Below are 26,225 nucleotides of genomic sequence, written 5' to 3'. Positions count from 1 at the left end.
GCCGTAGAACGTTAGCCGAATCTTTTCGAACACTCTCAAGGAAATGCCCATGTGTCCTGCTCATAGCGCTCCGTCCTATTCCTCGTCCATCAGCGTGCCGGAGGGCATGCCGGCCCTGCGCGTCGGTATCAACGGCTTCGGGCGCATCGGTCGTCTCGCACTGCGCGCGCTGTGGAAGCTGCGCGAGGATATCGCGCTGGACGTGGTGCGTATCAATGACCCGGGTGGCGATGCCGCAACCTTCGCCCATCTGCTGGAATTCGATTCCGTGCATGGCCAGTGGTCGCCGGGCGCGGGAATCACCAGTGACGAGGATTCCATCACCCTCGATGGTCAGCGCACGGCGTTCTCAAGCCAGCGTGAGATCGGTGACACCGACTGGTCGGGTTGTGACGTGGTGATCGAGGCCTCCGGCAAGAAGAAGAGCACCGACGTGCTGAATGCCTATCTCGAGCAGGGTGTCGGTCGCGTCGTGGTCTCTGCGCCGGTCAAGGAAGAGGGTGTGCTCAACATCGTCATGGGCGTGAATGATCATCTTTACAGCGCTGATGAGCATCGCATCGTCACTGCTGCCAGCTGCACCACCAATTGCCTGGCGCCGGTGATCAAGGTGATCCAGTCGCAGTTCGGCATTCGTCATGGCTCCATGACCACCGTGCACGACATCACCAATACCCAGACGATTCTGGATGCGCCGCACAAGGACCTGCGCCGCGCGCGTGCCTGCGGCATGAGCCTGATTCCGACGACCACCGGCTCCGCCAAGGCGATCAGTGCCATCTTCCCGGAGCTGGAAGGCCGCTTGAACGGCCACGCCATTCGCGTGCCACTGGCCAATGCCTCCCTCACCGACATGGTATTCGAGCTCAACCGCGAAGTGACGGTGGAAGAGGTCAATCAGGCGCTCAAGAGCGCGGCGGAAGGCGAGCTGGCCGGCGTGCTGGGCTACGAGACACGCCCGCTGGTATCGATCGATTTCCGTACCGATTCCCGCTCCAGCATCATCGATGCGCCCTCGACCATGGTCGTCGCGGGCACCCAGCTCAAGCTGTACGCCTGGTATGACAACGAGTGGGGCTATGCCAACCGCACCGCGGAGCTGGCCTTGAAAGTTGGCCTGGGCGATCTGACCAAAGCCGCCTCACAGGAGCGCTGAAATGCTTGCCCGCCTGCGAGAGCTGCCCCATGAGGTGCGCCAGTACCTGCTGGTGACGGGGAATTACTGGGCCTTCACGCTGACGGATGGCGCCCTGCGCATGCTGGTGGTGCTGCATTTCCATTCGCTGGGCTATTCGGCGCTAGACATCGCGCTGCTGTTCCTGTTCTACGAAGCCTTCGGTGTCGTCACCAATCTGGTCGGTGGCTGGCTGGGGGCGCGGCTAGGCCTAAATCGCACCATGAATGCCGGGCTTGCGATGCAGCTGGTAGCGCTCGGCATGCTGTTGGTGCCGGAGCCCATGCTGACGGTGGTGTGGGTGATGATCGCTCAGGCGCTGTCGGGCATCGCCAAGGACCTCAACAAGATGAGCGCCAAGAGCGCCATCAAGGTGCTGGTGCCCAAGGGGCAGCAGGCAGCGGAATCGCAAAGCGCGCTGTATCGTTGGGTCGCGCTGCTGACCGGCTCCAAGAATGCCCTCAAGGGTCTGGGCTTCTTCCTCGGTGGTGCGGCGCTCAGTCTCATCGGCTTCCAGGGGACGGTGTTGGCCATGTGGCTCATGCTGGCCGTGGTGCTGGTGCTGTCACTGCGCAAGCTCTCGGCATCGCTGGGGCAAAGCAAGGCCAGCCGCAAGCCGGCGTTTCGTGAGATGTTCTCGACTTCGCGTGCGGTCAATGTGCTGTCGGCGGCGCGCATGTGCCTGTTCGCTGCACGCGATGTCTGGTTCGTGGTCGCCTTGCCGGTCTATCTGGCCGAGGTACATGGCTGGAACTTCTGGACGGTCGGTATCCTGATGGCCGCATGGGTGATCGGTTATGGCGGGGTGCAGACCCAGGCCCCGCGCATCACCGGGCCGATCTCGCGTCGCTTGCACGGTGATGCCGGCGTGCGCTGGATGACCGTGCTGCTGGCTGGCGTGCTGGCCCTGTTGCCCGCGCTGATGGCGAGCATGTCGCTGGATGTGCAGCAGGGAGGCGACAGCAGTGCGGCCCTCCTGCTGGGACTGGCACCTCTCGAGTGGCTGATCATCGGTCTGTTGGTGTTCGGCGTCATCTTCGCTGTCAATTCCAGCTGGCACAGCTACCTGATCGTGCGCTTCGCGCGCAGTGAGGGCGTGTCGATGGATGTCGGCTTCTATTACATGGCCAACGCCATGGGCCGATTGCTGGGCACCTTGCTGTCCGGTTGGCTCTATCAGGCCTATGGGCTGGAAGCCTGCCTGTGGTGGTCGGCGGCACTGGTGGCGGCAAGTGCCGTAATGGCCATCGCGCTGCCATCGGACACGCAGTATGCCTCTACTCAGGAGACGTCGGCCAACTGATACGCCGTGTCTCAAGGCGCCATGCACTTGATAGGCAGGTGCCAGAAAGACATGTTGCTGACGCCTGAGCCCTTGTGCAGGAAGCCCGTCCCATCATTGGGGCGGGCTTCCTGTCATCTGGCAGCGATAGTCTAGTGGGTGATGCCAGTGGCGAGAGGGGCAAGTGATTGTGCCGTCACCTGATCTCACCGTAGCGTAAGCAACTGAACGTTCTTTCGTGTAGCTCTCATATAAGCCCCTCGTATATAAGCCCCTCGCTGGATTTCTGGTCGTTAGCCTTTCCTTTCCGTTCCAAGAGAAACGTCATGTCACATCCGGATGAAACAGCAAAGCGTGAGCGCGACCATGCGACGCGTGATGCTCCACTTGCGAGCGACAAGGCGCGGCGCAGTGAAGTGCTGCGCACCTTTCTCACGCTGGGGCTGACCAGCTTCGGCGGCCCGATTGCTCACCTCGGATACTTCCACGATGAGCTGGTCCGCAGACGAGGCTGGTTGAGTGACAAGGCCTACGCCGAGCTGGTCGCGCTCTGTCAGTTCCTGCCGGGGCCGGCCAGCAGTCAGGTCGGGTTCGCGCTGGGCATGGTGCGTGGCGGTGGCGTGATAGGCGGGATACTGGCGTGGGTCGGCTTCACCTTGCCATCTGCGTTGGCGTTGCTGGTATTGGCGCTGGTGGCGGGCAGTCTCGACGGGCCGCTGGCTTCCGGGGTGATCCACGGCTTGAAGCTGGTGGCGGTGGCCGTCGTGGCCCAGGCGATCTGGGGCATGGCGCGCAAGCTGTGCCCGGATATGCGGCGTACCTGTCTGGCACTCCTGGCCATGCTGGGACTGGCGTTGGCGCATACCGCCTGGACGCAGGTCGCCTGGGCGCAGGTCGGGGTGATCGCGATGGGCGCAGCGCTCGGCAGCCTGCTGTGTCGTGATGACAAGGCGGCCTCCGTGCGCCAGCAAGCCCAGGCAGCTGGGCTGTCACTGCCGGTCTCGGCGCGCCTGGCACGCTACTGCCTGGTTGCGTTCTTCATGTTGTTGATCGGCCTGCCGCTGATGGCCTCCGACAGTCAGGTCGATATCTTCTACCGTGCCGGGGCGCTGGTGTTCGGGGGCGGGCACGTGGTGCTGCCGCTGCTGGAGGCCTCCACCGTCGAGACAGGCCAGATCGCGGCCGATACCTTCCTCACGGGATACGGTGCCGCCCAGGCGGTGCCGGGGCCGCTGTTCACCTTTGCCGCCTGGTTGGGGGCTGGCATGGCGCAGGTGGGCGGAGGTTCGGCACTGCTCGGTGCCGTCATTGCGCTGTTGAGCATCTTCCTGCCGGGGATTCTGCTGCTGATCGGTGTGGCACCATTGTGGGGGCGTCTGCGCGCCCGCGCCGGGGCGCGCGCTGCGCTCGCCGGCGCCAATGCAGCCGTCGTGGGCGTGCTGGGCATGGCGCTCTATGACCCGCTATGGACCACCAGCGTGCTGAGCCGCATGGACATGGTGATCGCGCTGGCCGCCTTCATCGCTCTGATACGTTTCTCGCTGGCACCCTGGAAGCTGGTGCTGGGGATGGTGATCCTCGGCGCGCTGCGTGGCGTGATCTAAGTCCCGACGTCGTATCTGACAACAGAACGCCCCCGTCTGCCGTTGGCAGGCGGGGGCGTTCCTGTTCTGTAGAGCCGTTCATGTAGAGCAAATCATGCAGAGCAACTCATGCCGAACATCTTCATGCCGAGCAGCTCGCGGTTGGCGTCACACCAGCGACAGCAGCGCGGTGACCAGCAGCTCGTTGTCGTAGTAGGGCGCGCTCTGCTCACTGATCAGCTTGGTGTCGATCACGGTGATGCCCATGCGCTCGAGCGCCTCGATGCAGGGGCCGCCGGGGTAGTCGCCGCGTTGGCTATCGAGGAGCACGATGTTGAGCAGGTTCTCGGTGGGGCAGTCTTCCATGCGGCTGGTGAGGTCGGCACACAGGGTGTCGAGCAACATGCTGACCAGCTCATCCATGCGCTTGCCGGTCTGCTCCGGGTCCGGGCAGCAGTTGGGGATGTAGACCTTGGGGCAGGGGTTGGCCAGCACCGCGCGCCCGACGCCCTTGGGCAGCAGATTGGCGAGCACGCTGGAATAGAAGCTGCCGGGAGGGAAGCAGATCAGTTCGGCCGACTCGATCAACTGGCGATTGTTGGCGTGCAGCTCTGGCACCACGGGCACATGGTGGTCACCGTCTGCCGCGGCCAGACGCATGCGCGTGATGGGCGAATCGAGTGGGGCGACTTCCTTGCCGGTGATGCGGTGCTGACCGATGATCTCACGACCATCTTCCAGCGTCACCGCCAGATGACAATCGGCATTGACCACGGCGCGAACCGTGCCGCGCACGTGTACCAGCTTGGAGAACAGGAAGATGATCTGATCCAGCTGCTGGTGATGGTTCAGATAGCCACCGGCAATGATCAGGTTGCCGATGCTGGCGCCGCGCAGATCGAAGCCTTCCGGCATGGCATCGATGAGAAAGCCCAGCTGATGGCAGATCAGGGTGCGCATCGGTTCCGCGACCGCCATGGTCAATGGATGACGCCCGGCAGCCAGTTCGCGCAGCGTGGCGTGCAGCATCTCGGGGCGCGCTTCACGCGGCAGGCGGTGAGTAAACAGGCGATAGATATCGGGATGGCCCAGGACGCTGTCATCGGCCAGCGCCATCAGGCGTGAACGCAGATCACCGATGGCGGGCATCGAGAAGGCGTCGCGTAGTTTGGCCGAGCTGCCACCGGAGTCGAAGGGCGTCACCAGATGGATGCTGTGGTGGGTATAGCGGGTCAGGGTGCGCGAAACCCCGGTCAGCGCGGTGCCGCCACTGAAGAACAGTACCCGCGGGCCGACTTCGGGGGCTTTCAGATAGCGCCTGACGCGCATGGGATCGGGGACTCGTGCGGTCCGACTGACCCTGACCTTGGCCATTGCATGGCTTCCTTTATGCTTGCATTTTTGGCATAGAGTGCCTTTTTTTACGCCCAGCGTCGCCTATTATGCACTTTCTCTCAATTTCAGTGCAGCGGTTCTCGATTCCGGTCCATCCCCTAATTCCAGCGCAGTCCTTCTCGATCCCAGCCCAGCGTCTCTTGCGCCAGCTCGGTTTCCTTCATTGCCAACCCGGTTGCCTTCATTGCCAGCGTAGTGTCTGCCAGGCGCGCTGTTGCGCCAGGCTGGCGAGGGTCGGATCCGGGTGGACGGCGAAGGGGTGATCGACGAATTCCAGCAAGGCCAGATCATTGCGTGAATCCGAATAGCCCCAGCTGGGCACTCCGGTGCTGTGGCTTGCGTGTTGCTGCTGCCATGCCTTGAGTGCCGCGAGCTTGCCCTCACGGAAGGTGCGAATGCCACGGGCTCGCCCGTTGTAGCAGCCTTGCTCGGTCTCGAGGGCCGTGGCCAGGGCCGTGTCCAGCGCCAGGCGCTCGGCGAGTGGTGCGACCAGATGCGCCGTCGAGGCCGAGATGATCACGACCTGATGGTGCTGCGCGCGGTGCCAGTGAATTCGCTCCAGGCCCTCACGATACAGGCGCGGCATCAGTTCGGCATCGAGAAAGCGTGCCACCTCGGCATCGACCTCACTGACGGCGCGCCCTGCCAGCGGGGCCAGCAGGTGGGTCAGGTGCGTCTCCATGTCCAGCTGACCGGCCGCGTAGTCCAGCATCTGTTGTGCCCAGATTGCGCGATATTCCTCGCCATTGGCGATCCAGCCCTGCGCGATCAACCAGTCGGTCCAGAGTCCCGTGGCATCGCCTTCGAGCAAGGTGTCATCGAGATCGAAGATGGCAAGCCCCGTGATGTTATCCATGGGACACCCGCGACGTGGCGACGGTCTCGTTCCCGCCCAGCGCCTGAACCTCATCCAGATCGGCATGCAGCATCACGCGCAGATGGCACGGCAGTAGCTGCCGAGCACTGCGATTGAGGACATCGACATTCAGGCGAAGTCCCTGACAGTCCACCTCGTAACGCACGATATTGCCGAGCAGCTGGTGGCGGCGAATCACGCCCGGGCAGCCGGGGCCGGCATTGTCCGGCAAGGGGTGGACCGGGAAGTTGGCGCATTCATCCTGCTGCCCCTGGGAGCTGGTGTCCGGTTGCAGATACAGCGCTTCCGGACGCAGTGCCACGCGCGGGCTGTCGCTTTCGTAGCCAAGCAGCGGACGCGCCAGCTCGCGACCGATCAGATTGTAATGCCCCATGAAGCCTGCCGCGGTGGCATCCACCGGGCGGGTATACAGCGACTCGGCATTGCCCTGTTGCAGGATGCGCCCCTGATGCATCAGGAAGATGCGGTCCGACAGCAGCAGCGCCTCTTCCTGATCGTGGGTCACGAACAGGGTGGTGAGGCCGAGGCTCTTCTGGATGTCCCGGATCTGATCGCGCAGATGGCGTCGGATACGCGCATCGAGTGCCGACAGCGGCTCATCCAGCAGCAGGATCTGCGGCTCGACTACCAGCGCACGCGCCAGTGCCACACGCTGACGCTGGCCACCCGACAATTGGTGCGGGAAGCGCTGCGCCTGATCGGTCAGCTCCACCAATCTGAGCACCTCGCTGACACGCCGTTCGCGCTCTTCCGGGCGCACCTTCTTCATGCGCAGCCCGAAGGCCACATTGTCCGCCACGCGCATGTTGGGGAACAGCGCATAGTGCTGGAAGACCATGCCGATGCCACGTCGCTGCGGCGGCAGCTGCGTGATGTCGTGACCATCGACGATGATCTGGCCGGCATCGACATCATTGAGGCCGGCGATGGCGCGCAGCAGGGTCGACTTGCCGCAGCCGGAGGGGCCGAGCAGGGTGATGAATTCTCCACGCGCGATCTCGGCCTCTATCTCGGCGAACACCTGGGTCTTGCCGAAGCTCTTGGCCAGGCCATTGAGCTTGAGGTAGTGCTGGTCGGCGGCGCGTTCGCGCAGGGCGCTGGTCAGAAGGCCACCGGCGCTCTGGCTATCGAATGTGGTGGCGGTGTCGATGGCAAGCATCAGCGGTCCCCTCGGGGTGCGGAGTCTGACGACTGGTGAATGGTGTGGCGCGGCTCGGGTTCGGCGCTCGGAAGCGGGACGGGCAAGCCGTCGGTCATGGTGGTGGTCAGTGCCTCGTCGGGGTCATCCGCGGGCATCTCCTGCTCGGCGGGCTGACGGTTGCCGAGCCAGGTCAGGATCAGGGTGAACACGAACAGGGTGATGACCAGGGCGCTGGTGAAGTGGCCGCTGGCGCCGCGGATATTGTTCAGATAGACCTGCAGGGTCTCGAAGCGTGTGCCTACCAGCATGTTGGCGAACACGAATTCGCCGGCCAGGAACGAGAAGGCCAGGAAGACGGCAATCTGTATGCCGACGCGGATATTGGGCAGCACGACCAGAAAGAACGCCTTGAGCGGGCTTGCCCCCAGCAGTTGAGCGGCCTCCATCAGGGACGCTACATCCAGTGCGCGCAGGCTGTTGGCCAGGGCGCGGTACATGAAGGGCAGCACGATGGTGAAATAGGTGGGGATCAGGATCCACGGCGTGCCGACGATGGCCAGCGGGCCGCCTGCGTAGAGCTGCAGCAGGCCAACGGATGACACGATGGGCGGCACGGCGAAGGGCAGCAGGATCAGTCCATTCATCACGCTATCCAGGCGCGGATAGCGTGTGTGGGCGAGAAACACCACCGGCACGATCAGCAGCAGCGACAGTGCCAGTGCGCCGACGGCGACCAGCAGCGAGCGTCCGAATGCTGCCAGAAAACGCGGCGTGGTCCAGAGTTCCAGAAACCATTTCACGGTCAGGGCGTCGGGGGTCAGGCTGGCGCCCCAGCGTGTCGCCAGGGCGTAGAACAGCGTCGCGATCAGCGGCAGTGCCAGCAGCGCGAAGACACTGGTGACGATGAAGGTGTAGATGTTCACGCGGCGCAGGCGCGCCATCAGGCTGGGCAGCAGGGGCTTGCCGTGGCGATAGGGTAGTTCAGCGGGAAGTGACATGGTAGCTCCTGCGCATCAGCCATTGCTGAATCAGCGTGACGATTACGAGAATGACGACCAGCACCAGAGCCAGCGCGCTGGCCAGTTCCGGCTGCAGGAACAGGTCCCCGGAGACCAGATTGGCGATGCGGATGGTCATCAGGTTGTAGCTGGTGTTCACCAGCGCATAGACGGTGGCGTAGGCCCCCATGGCATTGGCGAAGAGTACGGTGAGCGTGCCCGCCAGTGACGGCCACAGCACCGGCAGGCCGATGTGCTGCCAGTAGGCGAGGCGATTGGCGCCCAGCAGGCTGGCGGCTTCACGCCACTCCGTCTTCAGGGTGCTGAAAGCGGGATACAGCAACAGGATGCCCAACGGAATCTGGAACCAGGTGTAGATGACGATCAGGCCGGTGCGCGAGTAGAGATTGAAGTCCTCGAGCAGACCGAAGTGCTCCAGCATCAGGGTCAGCATGCCGTTGGCACCCATCAGGATGATGAAGGCGAAGGCCAGCGGGACACCGGCGAAGTTGCTGGTCATGTTGGTGAAGGCGATCATCATGCGCGTCAGGCGCGGACCACAGCGGTGCATGCTGTGACAGGTCACGGCGGCGATCGCCAGCCCCAGCACGCTCGACATGAAGGAGATCTCGAGGCTGCGCCAGATGGCCTGTCGGAAGAAGGCCGAGGAGGCGATCTCGTGGAAATTGGCCAGTCCCCAGCCCGTTGGGGTCTTGAAGGCGCTGACCATCACCCACACCAGCGGCGCGATCTGGAAGGCGCCGAAGATCAGCGCAAACGGCAGCAGCCACATGACGGGGCTGGTCAGGCGGCGCTTGAAGGCGGCAGACATCACTTTAGGCCTCGCGTGGCAGCATGGCTCGCCAGCAGCGACGGATTGCTCGCCTTGCTGTGCTCAAGCCCCAGCAGTGTGGCCAGGGTGCCGCAGAGCTCACGTTGCCTGAGATCCGTCGCGGCGTCGTTGGCGAAGGCGTTGCCGAAGGTCCACAGCGGCACGTGCCGCTCCTCTTCCAGCAGGCCGGAGTGTGATCGGTCGGCATTCATGCCGTGATCAGCGGTGATCATCACTTGATAGCCGGCTTCCAGCCATGCCGGTAGGTAGTCGGCCAGGGCGACGTCGGCATGCCGCGCGGCGTTGCGGTACTGCGGCGTGTCGCCGCCATGACGATGGCCGGCATCGTCGATGTTCATGCTATGCACTAGCAGGAAATCCGGGTCGTGACGCAGGCGCAGCATTTCGGCGTCACTGAACAGATGGTCATCCGGATAATGGTCCTGCCAGTAGAAGATGCCCGCCTGGATGGCGGATTCCGGGTTGTCGAGCCAGCGATGGCGGGCCGGCACGAAGGGGGCCGCGACATAGAGTTCGCTGACCCAGTGATAGGCGGCGGCAGCCGTGCGCTTGCCCTGCTGGCTGGCAAGGTCGAACAGGCTGGTGCCGCGTGAGCGACGCACGATACCGTTGTTGACGATACCTGAGTCGACAGGCAGGTCGCCGGTCAGCAGGCATTCATAGAGCGGGCGCGACATGGCCGGCAGCTCGCAGTCCAGTGATTGGTACTGGCCACGGCCGGCCTCGATCAGGGCGCTCAGATAGCCCATGGCATGGTGACCCACGGCGTGGTTGAGGCCGTCGAGCACGACAAGAATGACACGCTGAGACATGGTGACTCCGTGAAGCTCAAGACGGCACCGCAAAGGCGATGCCGTCTGACAGGATGGTGCGCGCTCTGCTCACGTGAAGCAGAAGCCGGGGATCACTGCTGGTGGATCAGTACCTGGGACTGCCACTGACGCGGCAGCTGCTTGGCACTGGCTTCCCAGCCCGCGAAGTCCTGGACCGGACGTGCATTGGCGTACTGTTCGTTGGGCAGCAGCTTGGCGGCGATATCCTCGGGCAGGGTGAGGTGCTCGGCGCGGATGGGACGGGCATAGCCCTTGGCCAGATTCAGCTGACCGGCATCGGAAAGGATGTACTCACGGGCCAGCTTGGCGGCATTCGGGTGCGCGGCATGCTTGTTGATGATGGTGGCATAGCCGGAGGTGACGGAGGCATCAGACGGGATGACGACCTCGAAGGTGTCGCGGTTGATCTGATCGCGATAGTTCAGGGCATTGAAGTCCCACAGCAGGGCGACTTCGACTTCGCCTTTCTCCAGGTTGGCGATGCTCGGCTCTGCCAGTGACAGACGGCCCTGGCGCGCCAGTTCCGCGAAGACTTCCAGGCCCGGTGTCAGGTCGGATTCCTTGCCGCCATTGGCGAAGGCAGCGGCCAGAATGGCGTTGTTGGCCTGGGAGGCCTTGCCCACGGCGCCGACGGACACCTTGTAGTCACCCTTGGCGAGGTCGGCGAAGGAGGTCGGGCGCTCATCTTCACTGACCAGCGTCTTGTTGATCATGAAGGAAATGGTGCCGGTGTAGCCCAGTACCCAGTGGCCATCCTTGTCCTTGGCCCACTCCGGGATCTGCTCCCAGGTCGTTGTCTTGTAGGCCTGGGTCACGCCTTGCTGCACCGCGATCGGGCCGAAGGCGAAGCCGACGTCACCGATATCGGCGGTGGCATTCTCCCCCTCGGCCTTGAACTTGGCGACTTCTTCAGCGGAGCTCATGTCGGTATCGCTATGCGCGATGGAATACTTCGACTCGAGGTCTGCCCAGGTGTCCTTCCAGTTGGCCCAGCTGTCCGGCATGCCGACGCTATCGACACGGCCTTCGGACTGAGCGGCCGCGAGAAGGTCTGCCGGGATGTCGGCGGCACTGACGGAGGCACTGCCCAACAGGGCGGCCATGCAGGTGGACACCAGCAGGCCGGTGGAGCGGGATGAGGTAGTGGCAATCGACTTCAAGGAGATTTCCCCAGTAGATGATGAACAATCGCTGCGCTGAAGGTATGGCGTGACGGGTATCAGACACCCCATCGACGCGCTGAGAGCACATCCGGGTGCTCAGGTCATTGCTCAGGCCGGTTCTCGGATCATTGATCAGACCAGTGCTCTGCCAAGTGCTCAAGCTAATGCCGAGACAGCCGAGACTGTGTGGTCTAGTTCAGCTCGAAAGGCACGATCGACTCTAGCGCTCGCCTGTGACAGTTGCGTGTCGTCAACATGTCGTTGTCATGGCATGGGGTGGCAGCTCTGCCTCTGCCTCTTTCATACCTTCCCCGTGCCTTCTTCGTGCCTTGTCGCAGGCTCCAGTCCTCACTATCTTCCACAGCTATAGGCGTGCAAGGTACAAGTCAGCGCGTGATGGCTGACCTGGCGTGCCAGCCAGAGCTGCGCTGTCATCGAGTTGTCATGCCGATGCCACTATTCTCCTCATGCGTGTCTCGGCATGCATGACTCGAAAAGTGACACTGAGCTTTGCGGGCCTTCTGAACTAGACCACAGAAATCGCTTTGCTCTGACCCTCTCCATCCTGGACGCCCTGGATGTCATGCAAGTGACTCGCCAGAAATTGCTGTCTTTCGTTATCTTTCAGGAACTTCGCATGCCTTCATCTTCGCTTGAGCCCCAGAGTGACGCCGCTTCAGCGGCAAATCCTGACTCGGATGTCCCCGTGGCAGGGCTCAAGGGCAAGTTGCTGAACCATCTTGAGGCAGCGCCGCTACGCGCTTCACAGCGCCTGCCTTCCGAGCGCGAGATGATCGAACGCTTTGCCACGACGCGGGTCACCCTGCGCGACACCTTGCTGCAGCTGGAGGCGGAGGGGCGTATCTATCGCGAGAATCGGCGGGGCTGGTTCGTCTCGCCGCCACGACTGCGCTATGACTTGCTGGCGTGCCTGCCATTTCGTGACATGGTCGAGTCACAGCAGCGGATGGCAAGCACCGAGGTACTGGCGGCAGGAGAAGTCGCTGCCAACGCGGTGATCGCGCGGCGACTGGGGATTGCGGAGGGCTCAGTGGTCTATCGCATCACTCGCGTGCGACGTATCGATGGGCGGCGCGTGCTGCATGTCTGCCATCACCTGCGACGTGACTGCTTCCCGGGTATCCTCGATTTCGACCTCGCTGCCCACTCCCTGACCGACCTCTACCGGCACGAATACGCCATTCGCGTCAGTCGCGTCAGCTTCGAACTGGCCTCCACGGTGTTCGACGCTGAGGCCGCCGCCGCGCTGAACGCCGCACAAGGCAGCCCCGCGCAGCGCATCACTCGCATCAACTTCGATCAGAATGGCCGCGCGGTGGACTGCGATGATGAACACTGGCGCCACGATGCCATCGAATTGACGCTGAGTGCCGCACCACAAAGCTAGTTGGCAAGTTCGCGGTAAAGCCTGAATGACTCACAAGTCGCTGGCGGCCCAGACGAAAACGCCCGCACATCCTCCTGTCAGTGGAGGGCGTGCGGGCGTCTTTTGTGCAATGGGTAAGCTTCGAGCGAGGGTGAGTCGTGACTGATCGGTTTCAGCGCATCAGCAGGCTTTCATCGACTTCGCGGAAGTGATGGGCGCTTTTCATCAGGGCGAGGGCGGTGAGGTCTTCGACGCCATAGACGCGTGTGGTGATGGCGTGGCGGGTGGCGACATGGTCCAGAAGCAGGGCGAAGTCGCCATCGCCGGAGGCGAGGATGATCTCATCGACCTCGGGGGCGGCTTCCATCACGTCGATGGTGATGCCGACATCCCAGTCGCCCTTGGCCGAGCCGTCGCCGCGCTGGATGAAGGGCTTGAGTTTGACCTCAAAGCCTATCTCGCGCAGACGCTGCTGAAATTGCTGTTGCTTGGGGTCGCCACGGTCGATCGCGTAGGCGTAAGCATGCTGAATCGAGCCGAGACGCTCGAGTTCTGCCCACAGGCGACGATAATCGAACTGCCGACCGAAGGTATCGCGGGTGGTGTAGTAGATGTTCTGCACATCGATGAAGACGGCCAGGCGTGTGCGTGCCCCATCCGCGTCGCGAGTGCCATGCGCGCTATTCTGGCGGGAGTCGAGAGAGCTGTCGCGCGAAGAGGATGCTGACATGGGCGTCGCCGTGGCGGGAGGGGCAATGGCAGGCAAGAGGCGGTTTTCCTCTCCCTAGAAAGAAGCCGGCCGCTACCTGATGATGCAGGGCAGCGGCTGGAGGTCCAGCGATGAACGTCGCTGTCACCGGTCAGTGACTCGATGGCAGATGCCAGTTGAGCGAGGCGAGCAGTGCGTTCGGGCACCAAGGCTTGATGGGCAAGCCTCAGCTCTTGGCAGCAGGGTTTGACGGCTTGGTCGGCTTGACGCCAATGACCTGGCCGCTGACACCGGATTCAATCACATCCACCTTGCCACCACGGTCCAGGAAGGCCTGCATCTGAGCTTCAAGCGAGGCTGAGGTTTCGACAGCAGCCGGTGCTTTTTTCTTTGCAGCAGTACGAGTATTCGCCATGTGGGACTCCGTTCCAAGACGTGAGGGGTGAAGGTGCATGATAACACAGTGGCAACTTTGCTGCTTGATGGCGTCAATTTGGAATCAGAAGCGGGATGTTTTGCGTCGCGTTCCCTTGTGCTGGCAAGCCCTGCAAAGCTTGGTGGGGCGCTGTTGCGATCTGACCAACACAGTGATGCAGAGTGGCCTAGCCATTGAAAAGTCGGGCCGCCGGCAAGAGGTCAGTGGGCATGATCGTGAGTGCCGCATGGCATGCAAATCCTTTTACGGGCGCTGAATCATCTTTGATGACCAGGCTGTCCGACGCTCAGCCAAGCAAGGAGAGACTCCATGACAAGCCCTTCCAACGGTGATTTTGACGGCCAGACACGCGCTTATGCCGTGGCATCCGAAACGGCAGACCTGGCGCCCTGGAACTTCGAGCGTCGCCAGCCGCGCCCGGATGACGTGGCCATCGAGATTCTCTACTGCGGTGTCTGTCACTCGGATCTGCACGTCGGGCGCAATGACTGGGGCTTTTCTCAGTATCCGCTGGTCCCGGGGCACGAGATCGTGGGTCGGGTGACCCATGTGGGCAATGACGTCAGTCAGTACAAGGTGGGCGACATGGTCGGCGTCGGCTGCATGGTGGATTCCTGCCGTGAATGCAGCGCCTGTCAGAAGGGGCTCGAGCAATACTGCCTCGACGGCATGACCATGACCTACGGCAGCCCGGACCGTCATGATGGCAGTCTCACTCAGGGCGGCTATTCCGACAAGATCGTCGTCAGTGAACGCTTCGTGGTCTCCATTCCGGACAAGCTCGACCCGGCTGTGGCCGCGCCGCTGCTGTGTGCGGGTGTCACGACCTATTCGCCTCTGCGTCACTATGGCGTGAAGTCCGGCGACAAGGTCGGGGTGATCGGCATGGGTGGCCTGGGCCACATGGGCATCAAGTTCGCCAAGGCGATGGGCTGTGAAGTGACGCTCTTCACCCGCAGCGAGAGCAAGGTCGAGGAGGCGCGCGAGAATGGTGTCGATCATGTGATCGTCTCGGGTGATGACGAGCAGATGGCAGCCGCCACCGAAACCTTCGACTTCCTGCTCGACACGGTGCCGGTACCGCATGATCTCAACCCCTACCTCAATACCCTGAAATATGATGGCACGCATATCCTCGTCGGCCTGGTGCAGGAAGTGGACCCCGCACTGCAGGGCGGCAACCTGGTCATGAAGCGGCGTGTACTGGCGGGCTCGTTGATCGGTGGCATGCCGGAGACCCAGGAAGTGCTCGACTACTGCGCCGAGCACGACATTGGCTGCGATATCGAGATGATCGATATCGACACCATCAATGATGCCTGGAAGCGCATGCAGGAAGGCAAGGTCAAGTATCGTTTCGTGATTGACATGCAGAGCCTCAAGAACGCCCAATAAGCGCTGGCGCTGCTGCCGACCAGGCAGTCTGTCAGTGAAGGCTGAAACCCCCGCCAATGACGCATTGGCGGGGGTTTTGTCGTAAGGTATGTCACAAAATTGCTACAGGGTGATTCCCGATGTATCGCAAAACGCGTATAAGAACGCGATGAAAACGCCAAAGAGAATCCAGCCGCTCATAGATGACGGTCTGGTCGATGAAGTGCTCCGCCCCTTGATGAGTGGCAAGGAAGCCTCGGTTTACGTCGTGCGCTGCGGAGAAGAGATTCGCTGCGCCAAGGTCTACAAGGATGCTGCCCAGCGCAGCTTCAAGCAGGCTGTGCTGTATCAGGAAGGCCGCAAGGTGCGTAACAGTCGCCGTCAACGGGCGATGGAGAAGGGCTCCGGCTTCGGACGCAACCAGCAGGAGGCCGCCTGGCAGAATGCCGAGGTCGATGCGCTGTATCGTCTGGCCGATGCCGGTGTGCGCGTGCCGCAGCCGTTCGGCTGCTTCGATGGCGTGCTGCTGATGGAGCTGGTCACCGATGATGACGGCAACGTGGCACCGCGCCTGAATGATGTCTCGATGTCCGCTGAGCAGGCGCGGGAAGATCATGCGCTGATGATGCAGTACATCGTGCGCATGCTGCATGCCGGTCTGGTGCATGGTGACCTGTCCGAGTTCAACGTGCTGGTCGATGACTATGGCCCGGTGATCATTGATCTGCCCCAGGCGGTCGATGCCGCGGCCAACAACAATGCCAAGAGCATGTTGGCACGTGATGTCGCCAACATCACCGCCTACTACGCGATGTTCGCGCCTGAACTGGCGCAGACACGCTACGCCGACGAGATCTGGGCATTGTTCGAGGCCGGCGACATGGACCCGGATGTCGAGCTGACAGGCCTTTATGAGGACGACGGCGAAGCACCGGACGTGGATGCGCTGCTCGAGAACATCATGGCGGCCATGGAAGAAGAGCAGGAGCGCAAGGCGCGCCAGAAGAGTGCCGAAGAGGGCGACGATGACTAGCGGCAACCTTTAGCGGCGAGCCGGAGCTGCTAGCCCCTGTTAAGACTCGAGCTCGCTCGGGAAGCTCTGAGGCGGGGCTCTCCACTGGTCAGTTGGACCACATGCTTCCGTTTCGATGGCCTGACCTCCCCGCAAGCTGACTGGGAAGATCAGGCCATTTCCGTTGGGGGCTTGTCTCGGCCGGAGGTAAAGCGGAGAGAGGGAAGCGGAAGGGATAAAGATAGAGAGGCAAGGCAATCCGCGACAGAGTTCTGAGCGGAGACGTCACGCGACTGCAATAAAAAAATGCTTATATGTGCCTATGCGTATTTTGAGACGTTGCCTGACGCCAAAATACGTGTGCAGCATGCCGAGGGTGATTCTCATCTCTGGCATGTGGCGATTGGCGAGGAGTCGCGTCAATCGGGATGGCGGAGTCGTGAGGGATTCCGTGACCATACATATGCTTATTCATATAAATCAATGCATCGGAGCACCGCAATGAATCGCCCTCTCAAACAGCTCGCTCTCGTGATCGCCTCTGCGGCCATCGTGTCCAGTGCCCAGGCGCGTGACCAGGTTCGCATCGTCGGTTCCAGCACCGTCTATCCCTTCTCGAGCTATGTGGCGGAAGAGTTCGGTGTCACCACGGATCATCCCACTCCGGTCATCGAAGCCACGGGGTCTGGTGGTGGCATGAAGCTTTTCTGTGAAGGTGTCGGCAGCAACACACCGGATATCACCAATGCCTCACGCCGCATGAAGGCCTCCGAATTCGAGCGCTGCCAGGAAAATGGCGTGACCGATATCACCGAAGCCTTCATCGGTTATGACGGCATCGCCTTTGCGCAGTCCAATACCAACGACGCAGCCGCCTTCACGCTGGAGCAGATCGCGCTGGCGGTCGCGGCCCAGGTACCGGTCGATGGCAAACTGGTGGCCAACCCCTATACCCGTTGGAACCAGATCGATCCCAGCCTGCCTGACCGCAAGATCACCATCTATGGGCCGCCCAGCACCTCCGGGACACGCGATTCCTTTGAAGAGCTGGTGTTGGAAGCCGCCACTGAAAAGATGGACGGCTATGGTGGCGAAGGCTACTCCAAGGTGCGCAACGATGGCGTCTTCGTGCCGGCCGGCGAGAACGACAATCTGATCGTGCAGAAGCTGTCGGAAGATACCGAGGCATTCGGTGTCTTCGGCTATTCCTTCCTCGAGGAGAACGAAGACTCGTTGAGCGGCGCCACCATCGACGGCATCGCCCCGTCTCCGGAGGCCATCTCGGAAGAGACCTACCCGGTCGCACGTACCATGTTCTTTTACATCAAGAATCAGCACGCGGAAGAAGCCCCGGTCATGTATGACTACGCGGATCTGTTCATGAGCGAGAAGATGGTCGGCAATCTGGGCTACCTGAAAGGTATCGGCCTGATTCCGGCGCACGAAGAAGCGCGCAAGGCGGCGCGTCAAGCCGTCGCCGACAGGAAGACCCTGACGCTTTCGGATTTGCAGGGCTGATGTCGTGAGCCACGCGGTGCGGCGGTCGAGCGCGTAGCGAGTGGCGACCTTCGCGGGCTGGCGTGGTGTGCCTGGCAGTTGCCGGTCACTGCGTCGGCCCGTTCGCGTCTGTTGCACGGTCTGTTGCAGGGGGGGGGCAGAAAGTGGTCTGAAGGTAGGGCGCAGTGCCCTGAAAGGCGACTGACATCAGTTTGTTATACAAGCGCGGTACTTCTGATATGCGACCCTATGGTAAGGTAAAATTGCAGCTCTGGAGATGAGTCATGACCAAACAGCGAGTGCTTTTTCTGTGCAATGCCAACTCTGCCCGCTCCCTGATGGGGGAGGCATTGCTGCGCAACATGGCGGGGGAAGAGTTTGACGCCTTCAGTGCCGGTGTCGCGCCTGATGCCCCGCAACAGCATGCGTTGGACGCTCTGGCGCGCGCCGGGGTGGAGACTTCGGGTCTGGCGAGCGAGTCGATCGATCGCTACCTCTCTCAGTCCTTCGATGCCGTCATCGTGCTGTGTCAAAAGGCGCAGCAGCAGTGTCGCCAGTGGGAGGGTCAGACCGATGAGCTGTTGTTCTGGGATATCGAAGATCCGCGCAATGAGGATACTGCGGTGTCCTATGGGCGCGCCTTGAACGAAATTCGCACTCGCTTGCAGCTGTGGTTGGCGGCACGCTCACATCATTGAATCAGGTGGAATTCTGCATTGTCTCTTCTGACCCCGACACGTCTTTTCAAATGCCTCAGCGACGATACGCGCCTTGTGCTGATGTTGCTTATCCATGCAGAAGGCGAGCTTTGCGTATGTGAGATGACCTACGTGTTGCAGGAGTCGCAGCCCAAGGTGTCACGCCATCTGGCCCAGTTACGCAATTGTGGTCTGCTGCTGGATCGCCGCCAAGGGCAATGGGTCTATTACCGTCTGATGCCTGATCTGCCGACCTGGGTATTGCCGGCGCTGGTCGCGGCGGCGGAAGGGAGTCAGCACCGCATGGCGCCGTTGATGGAGCGCCTGGCTACCATGGAAGGGCGCCCCAACCGCGAATGCTGAGCCGCTGTTGGTACCGCCACTGCCGTCATGCAACAACGCCGCCCCGGATTCCGGGGCGGCGTTGTTGTTGAGAGCCCTTCAAGGTCTGATCAGACCGGATCGACGGCGTGCTGCTCGGTCTCGGGGTCATGGCGACGATGACGCAGCTCGATGCCCTTGAGCAGGTTGCGCAGGATCTGGTCCTTGCACTCGCGGTAGTGGCGATGATCGGGCTTGCGGAAGAAGGCAGACAGCTCGGACTTGGTGATCAGCTCGAAACCGGCCAGTGCCAGCAGCTCGAGCATGTCGTCATCCTTGAGCTCGAAGGCGATCTTGAGCTTGCGCAGAATCACGTTGTTGTCTAGACGCTTCTCAGGCGCCGGCTGGGCGCCTTCGCGCTTGCCGCGACGCACGTTGATCAAGCCATTGAGGAATCTGGCCAGGTCGATGTCCTTGATGCGCTGCTGAGCTTCATCATCATCGCGCTTGAGCCAATCGCTGATCTGGGCACGAGAAACCTCGTGGTCCGCGGCAGCGAAGGTGTTGATCATGTCGGTGTCGGAGAGATTCAGCGCGTAGCGCAGGCGACGGATGATGTCGTTGTTGGTCACGGGCGTGGTTCCGGTCGTGAAGAGTGTCAGAGGGCGGCAGGCGGCTCAGTCGGCACAGGAGCTGATGTACAGGAGAATTGATGCACAGGTGCTGGCCAGCCAGGCCGCGGATGGCGCGCAGCATACCAGATCAGGCGGGCGGTTCGCTCCACTGCAGGCGATGGGGATCGAATCCGGCGCACAGGGTGGGCTTGATGATGTCGAAGTAGGGCGAGATATCGAAGTCGCAGGGCGCATACAGGCTGTGATGGCGGATATGCAGCAACTCCTGATAGCAGTGCAGACACGCCGGGTCACTGGAAGGCAGGACGTCACTGTCTGGCAGAATGGGATAGCGCACGGCCTGGAAGGCTTCGGCGATCAGCGATGAGCAGATCGCACGGGTCGGGTCGCCGCTGCCTAGTGCCAGCATGCGGCGTCGATAGCGGCTTGGCACCGGAGGCGTGCGAATCAGATAGCGAGCCAGATCGACGATGTTGCGCAGGTCATATTGATGGCCCAGCCGCGCCTCGGCATGGCCGATCAACGCGCTGATCTCCTCTTCCGTGAGTCCGACCGGACGGCAGATGCGCGTGTGCTGATGCCAATAAACGTTGAGAGGGACGCGGCGCACTCCGGCGGTGACATCCGCTTCCAGCAGGCAGTCACCCCTCACCGGGTGACCTCTGCTGTCCAGCGGCGTGCGCACGCAGAGTGCGGCATGAGACCAGGTCGATTGGGTGAGGTAGCGAATGGCGGTGCTGATACGCGAGGAGCCCTCGACCAGCAGGACATCGCCGCGCCGCAGGGTGGCAGCCAGCTTTTCCGGTGATGAGGTGGCGCGATGTGCTGGCAGCTTGCCCGGCGCCGTGAGATGACGCGCCAGCCGCGCGCCCAGCCAATCGAGTCCTCGCATGCCTGCCTCCCGTATGGCGCAAGTCTCACAAGCCAGTCTGGGACTTTTTGGGGGATTCAGCCAATTGCCACTTCATTCATGTCGCGCTCAGCGGCCCGGCTTCGGCACGTCCTGCTGGCTGACATTCTCGTCATTGGCGGTCTCGCTGGCCTCGGCCTGGTCGTCGGCGTCCGGCTCCGGGGCATCGAGCGTCTCGCCGGTGTCCTGGGCGGGTGTCAGTGCCAGTTCGGTGAGCAGCGGGAAGTGATCGGAGCCGAAGGCTTCCATGCGCGCCACGCGCACCACACTGAAATGCTCGCTATGGAAGAGGTGGTCCAGCGGCCAGCGCAGCAAGGGAATGTTGGCGTGGAAGGTATTGAACATGCCACGGCCCACACGGGGGTCCAGCAGGCCGGACAGCTTGCGGAACAGGCGCGTGGTGCGAGACCAGGCCACATCGTTGAGGTCACCGGTCACGATCACCGGTTGCTGGCTGTCGGCAACGCTGCGCGCCACGATGATCAGCTCGGCATCACGCTCGGAGGATTCGTCATTCTCGGTCGGGCTGGGCGGTGCCGGATGCAGGAAGTGCACCCGTACACGGTCACCGCTGGCCAGTTCCAGTTGCGCATGCATCGACGGCACATCCTCTTCGACCAGGTAGTCGATGCTGGCGTCATGCAGTGGCAGGCGTGAATAGACATGCATGCCATAGAGGTTGTCCAGCGGGCATTTGAGGGTGTGGGTATAGCCGTATTGCTCGCTGTCCGCCTCGAGCACGTCGAGCCGCTGCTGCCACCAGTCATCGGATTCCAGCGTCACCAGCACGTCGGGCTGTTCGCGTTCGACGATGGCCAGCAGCTTGTCACTGTCGTGGTTGCTGGTCAGGACATTGGCGGTGAGCAGGCGGACCTGACGCTGCCGGTCGTGCTGCTTCGTGCGCGCTGACTCGCAGGGGAAGAGGCGGGTATAGGGCATGATCCAGTGTGCCTGATAGACAAGTCCGGCCACGGCGATCACGGCCAGAGCCACCCTGAGCCCGAAGGCAAGCTGGGGCACTGCGAGATCGGCGATCAGCAACATTGCCCACAATGCGGCCAGCTGCAGGCGGGGGAAATCCATGATGCGCACCGACCAATGGCGAATACGCGTCAGTGGCAGCAGGGTGAAGGCTGCCATCAGCAGCGTCAGTACGCCGAGTAGCGTGGGGATCATGGTGGCTCCGGTGGCAGAGAATGGGGCGGGAAATCGAACGCTCAAGCGTCAGACATGGTGGCGACATGCCTGACACTCAAGTCAGTACGCTGTTCTCACGAGGCAACCCGCCGCTGACGCCACAGGCGTGAGATCCATTGCCAGCGATTGATCAACAGGGCGGTGAAGATGAGGCCGCAGCCGGTCATCTGGATCAGGGTCATGCGCTCACCGAACCAGGCAGCCGACATCAGGGCGGCCCAGACCGCTTCCAGCATCAGGATGACCGAGGCGTGGCTGGGGGTGGTCAGGCCCTGTGCGTAGATCTGCAGGAAGAAGCGCAGGGTGCTGGCGATCAGGGTGCTGGCCAGGAACCAGCTCAGGATGTCGAGACTGATGCCGGCGGGCCAGCTCTCGCTGAGTGCCGAGAGTATCAGGCAGGTGACGCCGGTGGTCATCAGCTGGATGGCCGTCAGCGGCAGGGCCGGGATATTGCGTACCAGGCGTGAATTGAAGTTGAACACCAGTGCGAACAGGCAGGCGGCACCGAAGATGAGCCACTGAGCGGGCTCGATGGTGAAGCCATCAGTCGCGCCGGGTTGCCCCATGCCGAGCAGGGCGAAACCAAGCAGGGCGGTGGGCAGTGCGATCCAGGTACTCAACGGTGGCCTGTCCTTGAACAACAGTCGCGCAAGTACCGGCACCAGCAGGATGCCGAAGCTGTTGATGAAGGCGATCACGCCCAGTTGATCCGACAGCGCGACCCCTAGCGACCAGCAGGCCATGGCACCCCCGAACAGGACACCGACGCCGCTGGCACGCACCTTGCGTGCGGTGGATAGCTGGCCCAGTGAGCGCGCATCGAAGATGGCCAGAATGAGCCCCGCAAGCAGGAAGCGACTGCCGATGAACAGCAGCGGAGGCATGCCAGCCATCGCCTCCTTGGAGAAGATCCAGCCTGCGGCGGCGATGATGGTGACCAGCAGCAGAAGCAGGTCGGCCTTGAGGGGCGAGCGGGAGGGGGTCGTCTCGGAGGAGAGGCTCATGGGGAGGGCTGGAATCCTTTATTCGTTGCTACACATGTAGTAACTATCCTACCAAGCTGGTGCAACGACTGCTGGTCTTTCTCGGAACGCGCAAATCCGCCAATGTATCTTGAAAGACGCGCGACTTTCGATGTTACGCTGCGCATCATGCAGACACGTTTCTTTCTTCAGAAGATGGCCGGAGGTTGAATGGCATCGATACCGCAAGATGACGCCCGCGATCCCTCTCATGGGCTACCCGGGCAGCACGATCATTCCCATGCCGACGACCCTTCAGACGGTCATTCGCATGGCCATTCTCACGGTCACTCACAAGATCATTCGCACGCTCACTCACAAGATCATTCGCACAGCTACTCACATGATCATTCACACGGGCACCACCATGATCATGCGCCTGAGGTGACAGCCGACAGCGAGCGACGTGTCAGGCTGGCGATGTATCTGACAGGCGGCTTCATGCTGGCGGAGGTGATCGGCGGGCTGGTCGCGGGCTCACTGGCCCTGCTGGCGGATGCCGGGCACATGCTCAGCGATACCGTATCACTGGCATTGGCCTGGGGCGCATTCCGCCTCGGGCATCGGGCGGCGACCCGCAAGCTGACCTTCGGTTATGCGCGCTTTCAAGTGCTGGCCGCGTTCGTCAATGGCCTGACCCTGCTGGTGATCGGGGCGGCGATCGTGGTGGCCGCCATCAAGCGGCTCTGGCTGCCCTCCGAAGTACTGGCGGGGCCGATGATGGTGATCGCCGTGCTTGGGCTGGTCGTCAATATCGCGGCATTTCGTATCCTGCATCAGGGCGATCAGGACAACCTCAATTTGCGCGGCGCGGTATTGCACGTGATGGGGGACTTGCTCGGCTCGGTGGCGGCCATCGTCGCCTCGCTGATCATCATGACCACCGGCTGGAATCAGGCTGACCCCTTGTTGTCAGTGCTCGCGGCGGTGCTGATATTGCGCGGTGCCTGGTCGTTGGTGAAACGCTCGGCGCATACCTTGCTGGAAGGAACGCCGGAGCAGCTCGATCACGCCGATATTCAGGCGGGCGTTCTGGCGCTTGAGGGAGTGGAGAGCGTACATGACCTGCATCTCTGGGGACTGACGCCTCAGTCGCCGATTGCCAGCCTGCATGTCGTCGTCGCCGCCACCAGTGTGCCCGGTGATGTGCTGGAGCGGGTTCAGCATTATCTGCGCGACGGCCATGACATCTCGCACGTCACGGTTCAGCTGGAAGGTGAGGCATGTCGGCAGGGCTGCGTGACGCGCTGACGTGATGGGCGCTCAGCGCGATGGTTGAGGAAGGGGAATATCGCAAGGCAAGGCATGCGAATGCCTGACGCAAAACGCCCCGCTGAAAAGCGGGGCGTTGTTGATTGCAGCCATGGGCTGCCTGACTTCGCGACATCAATGCCTCAAAAGCTCAGTGCTCAGGGACATCGACGATGTGTCACATCAGTGCTCAGCGACATAGACGGTGCGGATGTTCATGAAGGCACCGAAGCCATATTCGCTCTGCTCACGGCCATAGCCACTGCCTTTGACACCGCCGAAGGGCAGTTGGGCGAAGGGCGTGGTCGGGCGGTTGACGAAGCTCATACCGGCTTCCAGTTGACGAGAGACGCGTTCTCCACGTTCGTCGTCCTTGGCCACCACCGTGCTGCCCAGACCATACGGGCAGTCGTTGGCGAGCTCGATGGCATGCGCCTCGTTGTCCGCGACCACGACGGAAGCGACCGGGCCGAACAGCTCTTCATTGAAGGCAGGGTTGCCCTGGGTGACGTTGGTCAGCACCGTCGGCGGATACCAGGCACCGTCTCGATCCGGAATCTCGCCGCCGCACTCAAGCTTGGCGCCGGCCTTGATGGCGCGTTGGACCTGATCATGCAGATCATCGCGCAGGTCCTTGCGTGACATCGGGCCGATATCGACCCCTTCGCTGAGCGGGTCGTCCATGCGCATGTCCTTGACCTTCTCGATCAGGCGCTTGGAGAAGTCTTCGGCGATGGACTTGTCGACGATAAGGCGCTTGGAAGCAGCGCAGCTCTGGCCGGTATTGTCGAAACGTCCGGCGATGGCGAGATCCACCGCACGCTCGATGTCGGCATCATCCAGCACGATAAGCGGATCGATACCGCCCAGTTCCAGTACGCTTGGCTTGAGCGCCGCACCGGCCTGCTCGGCGACCTTGCGGCCTGCCTCCTCGCTACCGGTGAGGGTAACGCCCTGCACGACAGGATCATTGATGATGTCTTCGATCATCTCCGAGCCCACCGGCAGCCAGGTGAAGACGCCATCTTTGAAACCGGCCTCGTGGAACAGCTGGGTGATGAGCTCGGCACAGCCCGGAACATTGGAGGCATGCTTCATCAGGCAGACATTGCCACCTGCCAGTGCCGGGGTCGCGAAGCGAATGACCTGATAGAGCGGATAGTTCCACGGCATCACGCCCAGCACTGCGCCGATAGGGTCCTTGACGATCTTCGCTCTGACGGCACCCTCGGCGTCGCGCTGCTCGGTTTCCATCAGCGTGGGGAGGTTGTCGGCATAGAAACGCGCGATGCTGGAGGAGATCTGTGTCTCGCTGATGCCTTGCTGATACGGCTTGCCCATCTCATGGGCGATCAAGGTGGCAATGTCCTGCTGACGCTGATCTATCAGGTCTGCCAAGGCGTGCAGACGTTTCGCACGTTCTTCGAGCGAAAGCTCGCGATATTGCGGATAGGCATTGCGTGTCTGTTCCAGTTTCTGCTGAACCTCTTCCTTGCTCAGCGTGGCGTATTCATTGAGAACCTTGTCATTGGCCGGGTTGGTCGCGGTCAGTGTCTTGTTGCTCATCTTGCCTCCCTATCTGGGTGCTGGTTCAGCGAGTGGCCGAGCGATGGATATCCCCTGAGACATCGACCTCGGATCAGCCACATCATTGGCTACACGACAAGATCTGGAGATATCGCCACTGACCTTCAAGAGTCAGGAGGATCGATCTGACGTCATCTCAGTGTTGCCATATAAGCACGCGCGTTCCCCTTGAAACGTCACAGGCTGCGTCAATCGAGCTTCACAAGCCTGCCCCACGGGCTGCCAGCATGCGACAATGGACCTCTGGTGTCCGGGCGCTGGAAAGCGTCTCCAATCCCGGGCCATCGACATGAGTGCAAGCGTCACAAGGAAGAGGAAGTCAGCGTGTTCAACAATATTCTGGTGGTGTGTACCGGCAACATCTGTCGCAGTCCGGTCGGTGAGGCGCTGCTGAAGCAAGCGTTGCCGGGCAAGACCGTGCACTCGGCGGGTGTAGGCGCATTGGTCGATCATCCTGTCGAACCCACGGCGGCTAGATTCGCTCTCGAGTCCGGTCTGGAGGTTGATGGGCATCGTGCGCGGCAGGTATCGGTCGAGATGTTGACGGCGGCGGATCTGATTCTGGTCATGAGCGATGGTCATCGTCGTGCCATCAACCAGATGGCCCCGCAAGTCAGTGGCAAGACGATGATGTTCGGCCGCTGGCTGGCGGGGGGCCAGGGCGAAGAGATTCCGGATCCCTATCGCAAGAGTGAAGAGGCCTTCCGGCACGCGCACCAGAAACTCGTGGACGCTGCGGCGCTGTGGGTCAAGAAACTGTCGTAACCAAGGTCCAGCTTTTGTCGAAATCCAAAAGATGACCTGTATAGTTTTTAGAGAGAGGCTAAGTGCGATGCGCTTAGTCTCTTTTTCATGTTGGTACAGTCACCACGGGACTGATCTGCGAGTAC

26 protein-coding genes are annotated in these 26,225 nt (G+C 61.8%); 12 read left to right on the top strand and 14 right to left on the bottom strand.

What is annotated here, in order from left to right; genetic code table 11:
* Positions 1-106 precede the first annotated feature (106 nt).
* The 3 genes from F8A90_RS10255 (at position 107) to chrA (ending at position 4,060) form a co-directional block, all read left to right on the top strand.
* On the top strand, positions 107-1,156 hold the full coding sequence (locus F8A90_RS10255; RefSeq protein WP_200019981.1) for an ArsJ-associated glyceraldehyde-3-phosphate dehydrogenase: 1,050 nt from the start codon (positions 107-109) through the stop codon (positions 1,154-1,156).
* Between the two features lies 1 nt (position 1,157).
* Positions 1,158-2,477, top strand: coding sequence for an organoarsenical effux MFS transporter ArsJ (arsJ, locus tag F8A90_RS10250; RefSeq protein ID WP_200016970.1), 1,320 nt, complete (start codon positions 1,158-1,160; stop codon positions 2,475-2,477).
* A gap of 305 nt (positions 2,478-2,782) precedes the next feature.
* Complete coding sequence (gene chrA / locus F8A90_RS10245; RefSeq protein ID WP_200016963.1) at positions 2,783-4,060, top strand: chromate efflux transporter; 1,278 nt, start codon at positions 2,783-2,785, stop codon at positions 4,058-4,060.
* 147 nt (positions 4,061-4,207) lie between these two features.
* Here chrA and F8A90_RS10240 read toward each other — a convergent pair whose 3' ends face one another.
* The 7 genes from F8A90_RS10240 to F8A90_RS10210 all read right to left on the bottom strand — a co-directional run bounded on the left by F8A90_RS10240 (position 4,208) and on the right by F8A90_RS10210 (position 11,296).
* Complete coding sequence (locus F8A90_RS10240; protein WP_233593276.1) at positions 4,208-5,368, bottom strand: GAK system CofD-like protein; 1,161 nt, start codon at positions 5,366-5,368, stop codon at positions 4,208-4,210.
* A gap of 247 nt (positions 5,369-5,615) precedes the next feature.
* Entirely contained in the window at positions 5,616-6,290 is a 675-nt protein-coding gene (locus F8A90_RS10235) for an HAD family hydrolase (protein ID WP_200016949.1), read from the bottom strand.
* On the bottom strand, positions 6,283-7,470 hold the full coding sequence (locus tag F8A90_RS10230) for an ABC transporter ATP-binding protein (protein WP_200016947.1): 1,188 nt from the start codon (positions 7,468-7,470) through the stop codon (positions 6,283-6,285). The genes F8A90_RS10235 and F8A90_RS10230 overlap by 8 nt, the downstream gene beginning before the upstream one ends.
* Positions 7,470-8,450, bottom strand: coding sequence for an ABC transporter permease (locus F8A90_RS10225; RefSeq protein ID WP_233593275.1), 981 nt, complete (start codon positions 8,448-8,450; stop codon positions 7,470-7,472). The genes F8A90_RS10230 and F8A90_RS10225 overlap by 1 nt, the downstream gene beginning before the upstream one ends.
* Entirely contained in the window at positions 8,434-9,282 is an 849-nt protein-coding gene (locus tag F8A90_RS10220) for an ABC transporter permease (RefSeq protein WP_200016945.1), read from the bottom strand. The genes F8A90_RS10225 and F8A90_RS10220 overlap by 17 nt, the downstream gene beginning before the upstream one ends.
* Complete coding sequence (locus F8A90_RS10215) at positions 9,282-10,115, bottom strand: alkaline phosphatase family protein (RefSeq protein WP_200016943.1); 834 nt, start codon at positions 10,113-10,115, stop codon at positions 9,282-9,284. The genes F8A90_RS10220 and F8A90_RS10215 overlap by 1 nt, the downstream gene beginning before the upstream one ends.
* Before the next feature lie 92 nt (positions 10,116-10,207).
* Positions 10,208-11,296: an ABC transporter substrate-binding protein gene (locus F8A90_RS10210; RefSeq protein WP_233593274.1), complete on the bottom strand. Its 1,089-nt coding sequence runs from the start codon at positions 11,294-11,296 to the stop codon at positions 10,208-10,210.
* Positions 11,297-11,936: 640 nt separating this feature from the next.
* On the opposite strand from F8A90_RS10210, the gene F8A90_RS10205 reads away from it, so the two are divergent.
* Positions 11,937-12,707 (top strand): UTRA domain-containing protein, encoded by a 771-nt coding sequence (locus F8A90_RS10205; RefSeq protein ID WP_200016941.1) that lies wholly within the window; start codon positions 11,937-11,939, stop codon positions 12,705-12,707.
* Positions 12,708-12,858: 151 nt separating this feature from the next.
* Here the strand turns inward: F8A90_RS10205 and F8A90_RS10200 are convergent, their stop codons facing one another.
* Complete coding sequence (locus tag F8A90_RS10200) at positions 12,859-13,416, bottom strand: LabA-like NYN domain-containing protein (protein WP_200016939.1); 558 nt, start codon at positions 13,414-13,416, stop codon at positions 12,859-12,861.
* Positions 13,417-13,621: 205 nt separating this feature from the next.
* Positions 13,622-13,810: a hypothetical protein gene (locus F8A90_RS10195; protein WP_084589604.1), complete on the bottom strand. Its 189-nt coding sequence runs from the start codon at positions 13,808-13,810 to the stop codon at positions 13,622-13,624.
* Positions 13,811-14,140: 330 nt separating this feature from the next.
* On the opposite strand from F8A90_RS10195, the gene F8A90_RS10190 reads away from it, so the two are divergent.
* From F8A90_RS10190 to F8A90_RS10170, 5 genes are all read left to right on the top strand, one after another.
* The gene (locus F8A90_RS10190) at positions 14,141-15,226 is read left to right on the top strand and encodes an NAD(P)-dependent alcohol dehydrogenase (protein WP_200016937.1); all 1,086 of its coding nucleotides are present in this window, start codon (positions 14,141-14,143) and stop codon (positions 15,224-15,226) included.
* Between the two features lie 148 nt (positions 15,227-15,374).
* A complete protein-coding gene (locus F8A90_RS10185; RefSeq protein WP_200016935.1) occupies positions 15,375-16,238 on the top strand; it encodes a PA4780 family RIO1-like protein kinase in 864 nt (287 codons plus the stop codon).
* Positions 16,239-16,718: 480 nt separating this feature from the next.
* Complete coding sequence (locus F8A90_RS10180) at positions 16,719-17,735, top strand: substrate-binding domain-containing protein (RefSeq protein ID WP_200016933.1); 1,017 nt, start codon at positions 16,719-16,721, stop codon at positions 17,733-17,735.
* A gap of 263 nt (positions 17,736-17,998) precedes the next feature.
* Positions 17,999-18,412 (top strand): arsenate-mycothiol transferase ArsC, encoded by a 414-nt coding sequence (locus tag F8A90_RS10175; RefSeq protein ID WP_200016931.1) that lies wholly within the window; start codon positions 17,999-18,001, stop codon positions 18,410-18,412.
* A gap of 81 nt (positions 18,413-18,493) precedes the next feature.
* Positions 18,494-18,775, top strand: a complete 282-nt coding sequence (locus F8A90_RS10170) for a metalloregulator ArsR/SmtB family transcription factor (protein ID WP_442778907.1) — start codon at positions 18,494-18,496, stop codon at positions 18,773-18,775.
* Positions 18,776-18,864: 89 nt separating this feature from the next.
* Here the strand turns inward: F8A90_RS10170 and F8A90_RS10165 are convergent, their stop codons facing one another.
* The 4 genes from F8A90_RS10165 to F8A90_RS10150 all read right to left on the bottom strand — a co-directional run bounded on the left by F8A90_RS10165 (position 18,865) and on the right by F8A90_RS10150 (position 22,479).
* Positions 18,865-19,365: a DUF1456 family protein gene (locus F8A90_RS10165; RefSeq protein WP_054557257.1), complete on the bottom strand. Its 501-nt coding sequence runs from the start codon at positions 19,363-19,365 to the stop codon at positions 18,865-18,867.
* Between the two features lie 130 nt (positions 19,366-19,495).
* The gene (locus tag F8A90_RS10160) at positions 19,496-20,260 is read right to left on the bottom strand and encodes a YiiX/YebB-like N1pC/P60 family cysteine hydrolase (protein WP_200016923.1); all 765 of its coding nucleotides are present in this window, start codon (positions 20,258-20,260) and stop codon (positions 19,496-19,498) included.
* Positions 20,261-20,347: 87 nt separating this feature from the next.
* Complete coding sequence (locus F8A90_RS10155; protein WP_200016922.1) at positions 20,348-21,454, bottom strand: endonuclease/exonuclease/phosphatase family protein; 1,107 nt, start codon at positions 21,452-21,454, stop codon at positions 20,348-20,350.
* A 95-nt stretch (positions 21,455-21,549) separates the two neighbouring features.
* The gene (locus tag F8A90_RS10150; RefSeq protein WP_200016921.1) at positions 21,550-22,479 is read right to left on the bottom strand and encodes a DMT family transporter; all 930 of its coding nucleotides are present in this window, start codon (positions 22,477-22,479) and stop codon (positions 21,550-21,552) included.
* Positions 22,480-22,687: 208 nt separating this feature from the next.
* Between F8A90_RS10150 and F8A90_RS17570 the strand changes: the two genes are divergently transcribed.
* The gene (locus F8A90_RS17570) at positions 22,688-22,885 is read left to right on the top strand and encodes a hypothetical protein (protein WP_233593273.1); all 198 of its coding nucleotides are present in this window, start codon (positions 22,688-22,690) and stop codon (positions 22,883-22,885) included.
* Entirely contained in the window at positions 22,882-23,748 is an 867-nt protein-coding gene (locus F8A90_RS10145; RefSeq protein WP_233593272.1) for a cation diffusion facilitator family transporter, read from the top strand. The genes F8A90_RS17570 and F8A90_RS10145 overlap by 4 nt, the downstream gene beginning before the upstream one ends.
* 183 nt (positions 23,749-23,931) lie before the next feature.
* Here the strand turns inward: F8A90_RS10145 and F8A90_RS10140 are convergent, their stop codons facing one another.
* Positions 23,932-25,314, bottom strand: a complete 1,383-nt coding sequence (locus tag F8A90_RS10140; protein ID WP_200016919.1) for an NAD-dependent succinate-semialdehyde dehydrogenase — start codon at positions 25,312-25,314, stop codon at positions 23,932-23,934.
* A gap of 345 nt (positions 25,315-25,659) precedes the next feature.
* On the opposite strand from F8A90_RS10140, the gene F8A90_RS10135 reads away from it, so the two are divergent.
* Positions 25,660-26,100, top strand: a complete 441-nt coding sequence (locus tag F8A90_RS10135; protein ID WP_077375822.1) for an arsenate reductase/protein-tyrosine-phosphatase family protein — start codon at positions 25,660-25,662, stop codon at positions 26,098-26,100.
* Positions 26,101-26,225: the final 125 nt, after the last annotated feature.

The organism is Cobetia sp. cqz5-12, from assembly GCF_016495405.1.
Lineage (GTDB): Bacteria > Pseudomonadota > Gammaproteobacteria > Pseudomonadales > Halomonadaceae > Cobetia.
This window is presented reverse-complemented; position numbering and strand designations above follow the sequence as displayed.

Coding starts and splice junctions, on each gene's coding strand:
- F8A90_RS10160 (WP_200016923.1), bottom strand. CDS start 20,260: ATGCGAGGACTCGATTGGCTGGGCGCGCGGCTGGCGCGTCATCTCACG.
- F8A90_RS10235 (WP_200016949.1), bottom strand. CDS start 6,290: ATGGATAACATCACGGGGCTTGCCATCTTCGATCTCGATGACACCTTG.
- F8A90_RS10200 (WP_200016939.1), bottom strand. CDS start 13,416: ATGTCAGCATCCTCTTCGCGCGACAGCTCTCTCGACTCCCGCCAGAAT.
- F8A90_RS10140 (WP_200016919.1), bottom strand. CDS start 25,314: ATGAGCAACAAGACACTGACCGCGACCAACCCGGCCAATGACAAGGTT.
- F8A90_RS10225 (WP_233593275.1), bottom strand. CDS start 8,450: ATGTCACTTCCCGCTGAACTACCCTATCGCCACGGCAAGCCCCTGCTG.
- arsJ (WP_200016970.1), top strand. CDS start 1,158: ATGCTTGCCCGCCTGCGAGAGCTGCCCCATGAGGTGCGCCAGTACCTG.
- F8A90_RS10155 (WP_200016922.1), bottom strand. CDS start 21,454: ATGATCCCCACGCTACTCGGCGTACTGACGCTGCTGATGGCAGCCTTC.
- F8A90_RS10185 (WP_200016935.1), top strand. CDS start 15,375: ATGAAAACGCCAAAGAGAATCCAGCCGCTCATAGATGACGGTCTGGTC.
- F8A90_RS10230 (WP_200016947.1), bottom strand. CDS start 7,470: ATGCTTGCCATCGACACCGCCACCACATTCGATAGCCAGAGCGCCGGT.
- F8A90_RS10240 (WP_233593276.1), bottom strand. CDS start 5,368: ATGCGCGTCAGGCGCTATCTGAAAGCCCCCGAAGTCGGCCCGCGGGTA.
- F8A90_RS10180 (WP_200016933.1), top strand. CDS start 16,719: ATGAATCGCCCTCTCAAACAGCTCGCTCTCGTGATCGCCTCTGCGGCC.
- F8A90_RS10205 (WP_200016941.1), top strand. CDS start 11,937: ATGCCTTCATCTTCGCTTGAGCCCCAGAGTGACGCCGCTTCAGCGGCA.
- F8A90_RS10195 (WP_084589604.1), bottom strand. CDS start 13,810: ATGGCGAATACTCGTACTGCTGCAAAGAAAAAAGCACCGGCTGCTGTC.
- F8A90_RS10220 (WP_200016945.1), bottom strand. CDS start 9,282: ATGTCTGCCGCCTTCAAGCGCCGCCTGACCAGCCCCGTCATGTGGCTG.
- chrA (WP_200016963.1), top strand. CDS start 2,783: ATGTCACATCCGGATGAAACAGCAAAGCGTGAGCGCGACCATGCGACG.
- F8A90_RS17570 (WP_233593273.1), top strand. CDS start 22,688: ATGACGCCCGCGATCCCTCTCATGGGCTACCCGGGCAGCACGATCATT.
- F8A90_RS10170 (WP_442778907.1), top strand. CDS start 18,494: ATGTTGCTTATCCATGCAGAAGGCGAGCTTTGCGTATGTGAGATGACC.
- F8A90_RS10190 (WP_200016937.1), top strand. CDS start 14,141: ATGACAAGCCCTTCCAACGGTGATTTTGACGGCCAGACACGCGCTTAT.
- F8A90_RS10175 (WP_200016931.1), top strand. CDS start 17,999: ATGACCAAACAGCGAGTGCTTTTTCTGTGCAATGCCAACTCTGCCCGC.
- F8A90_RS10215 (WP_200016943.1), bottom strand. CDS start 10,115: ATGTCTCAGCGTGTCATTCTTGTCGTGCTCGACGGCCTCAACCACGCC.
- F8A90_RS10255 (WP_200019981.1), top strand. CDS start 107: ATGCCGGCCCTGCGCGTCGGTATCAACGGCTTCGGGCGCATCGGTCGT.
- F8A90_RS10150 (WP_200016921.1), bottom strand. CDS start 22,479: ATGAGCCTCTCCTCCGAGACGACCCCCTCCCGCTCGCCCCTCAAGGCC.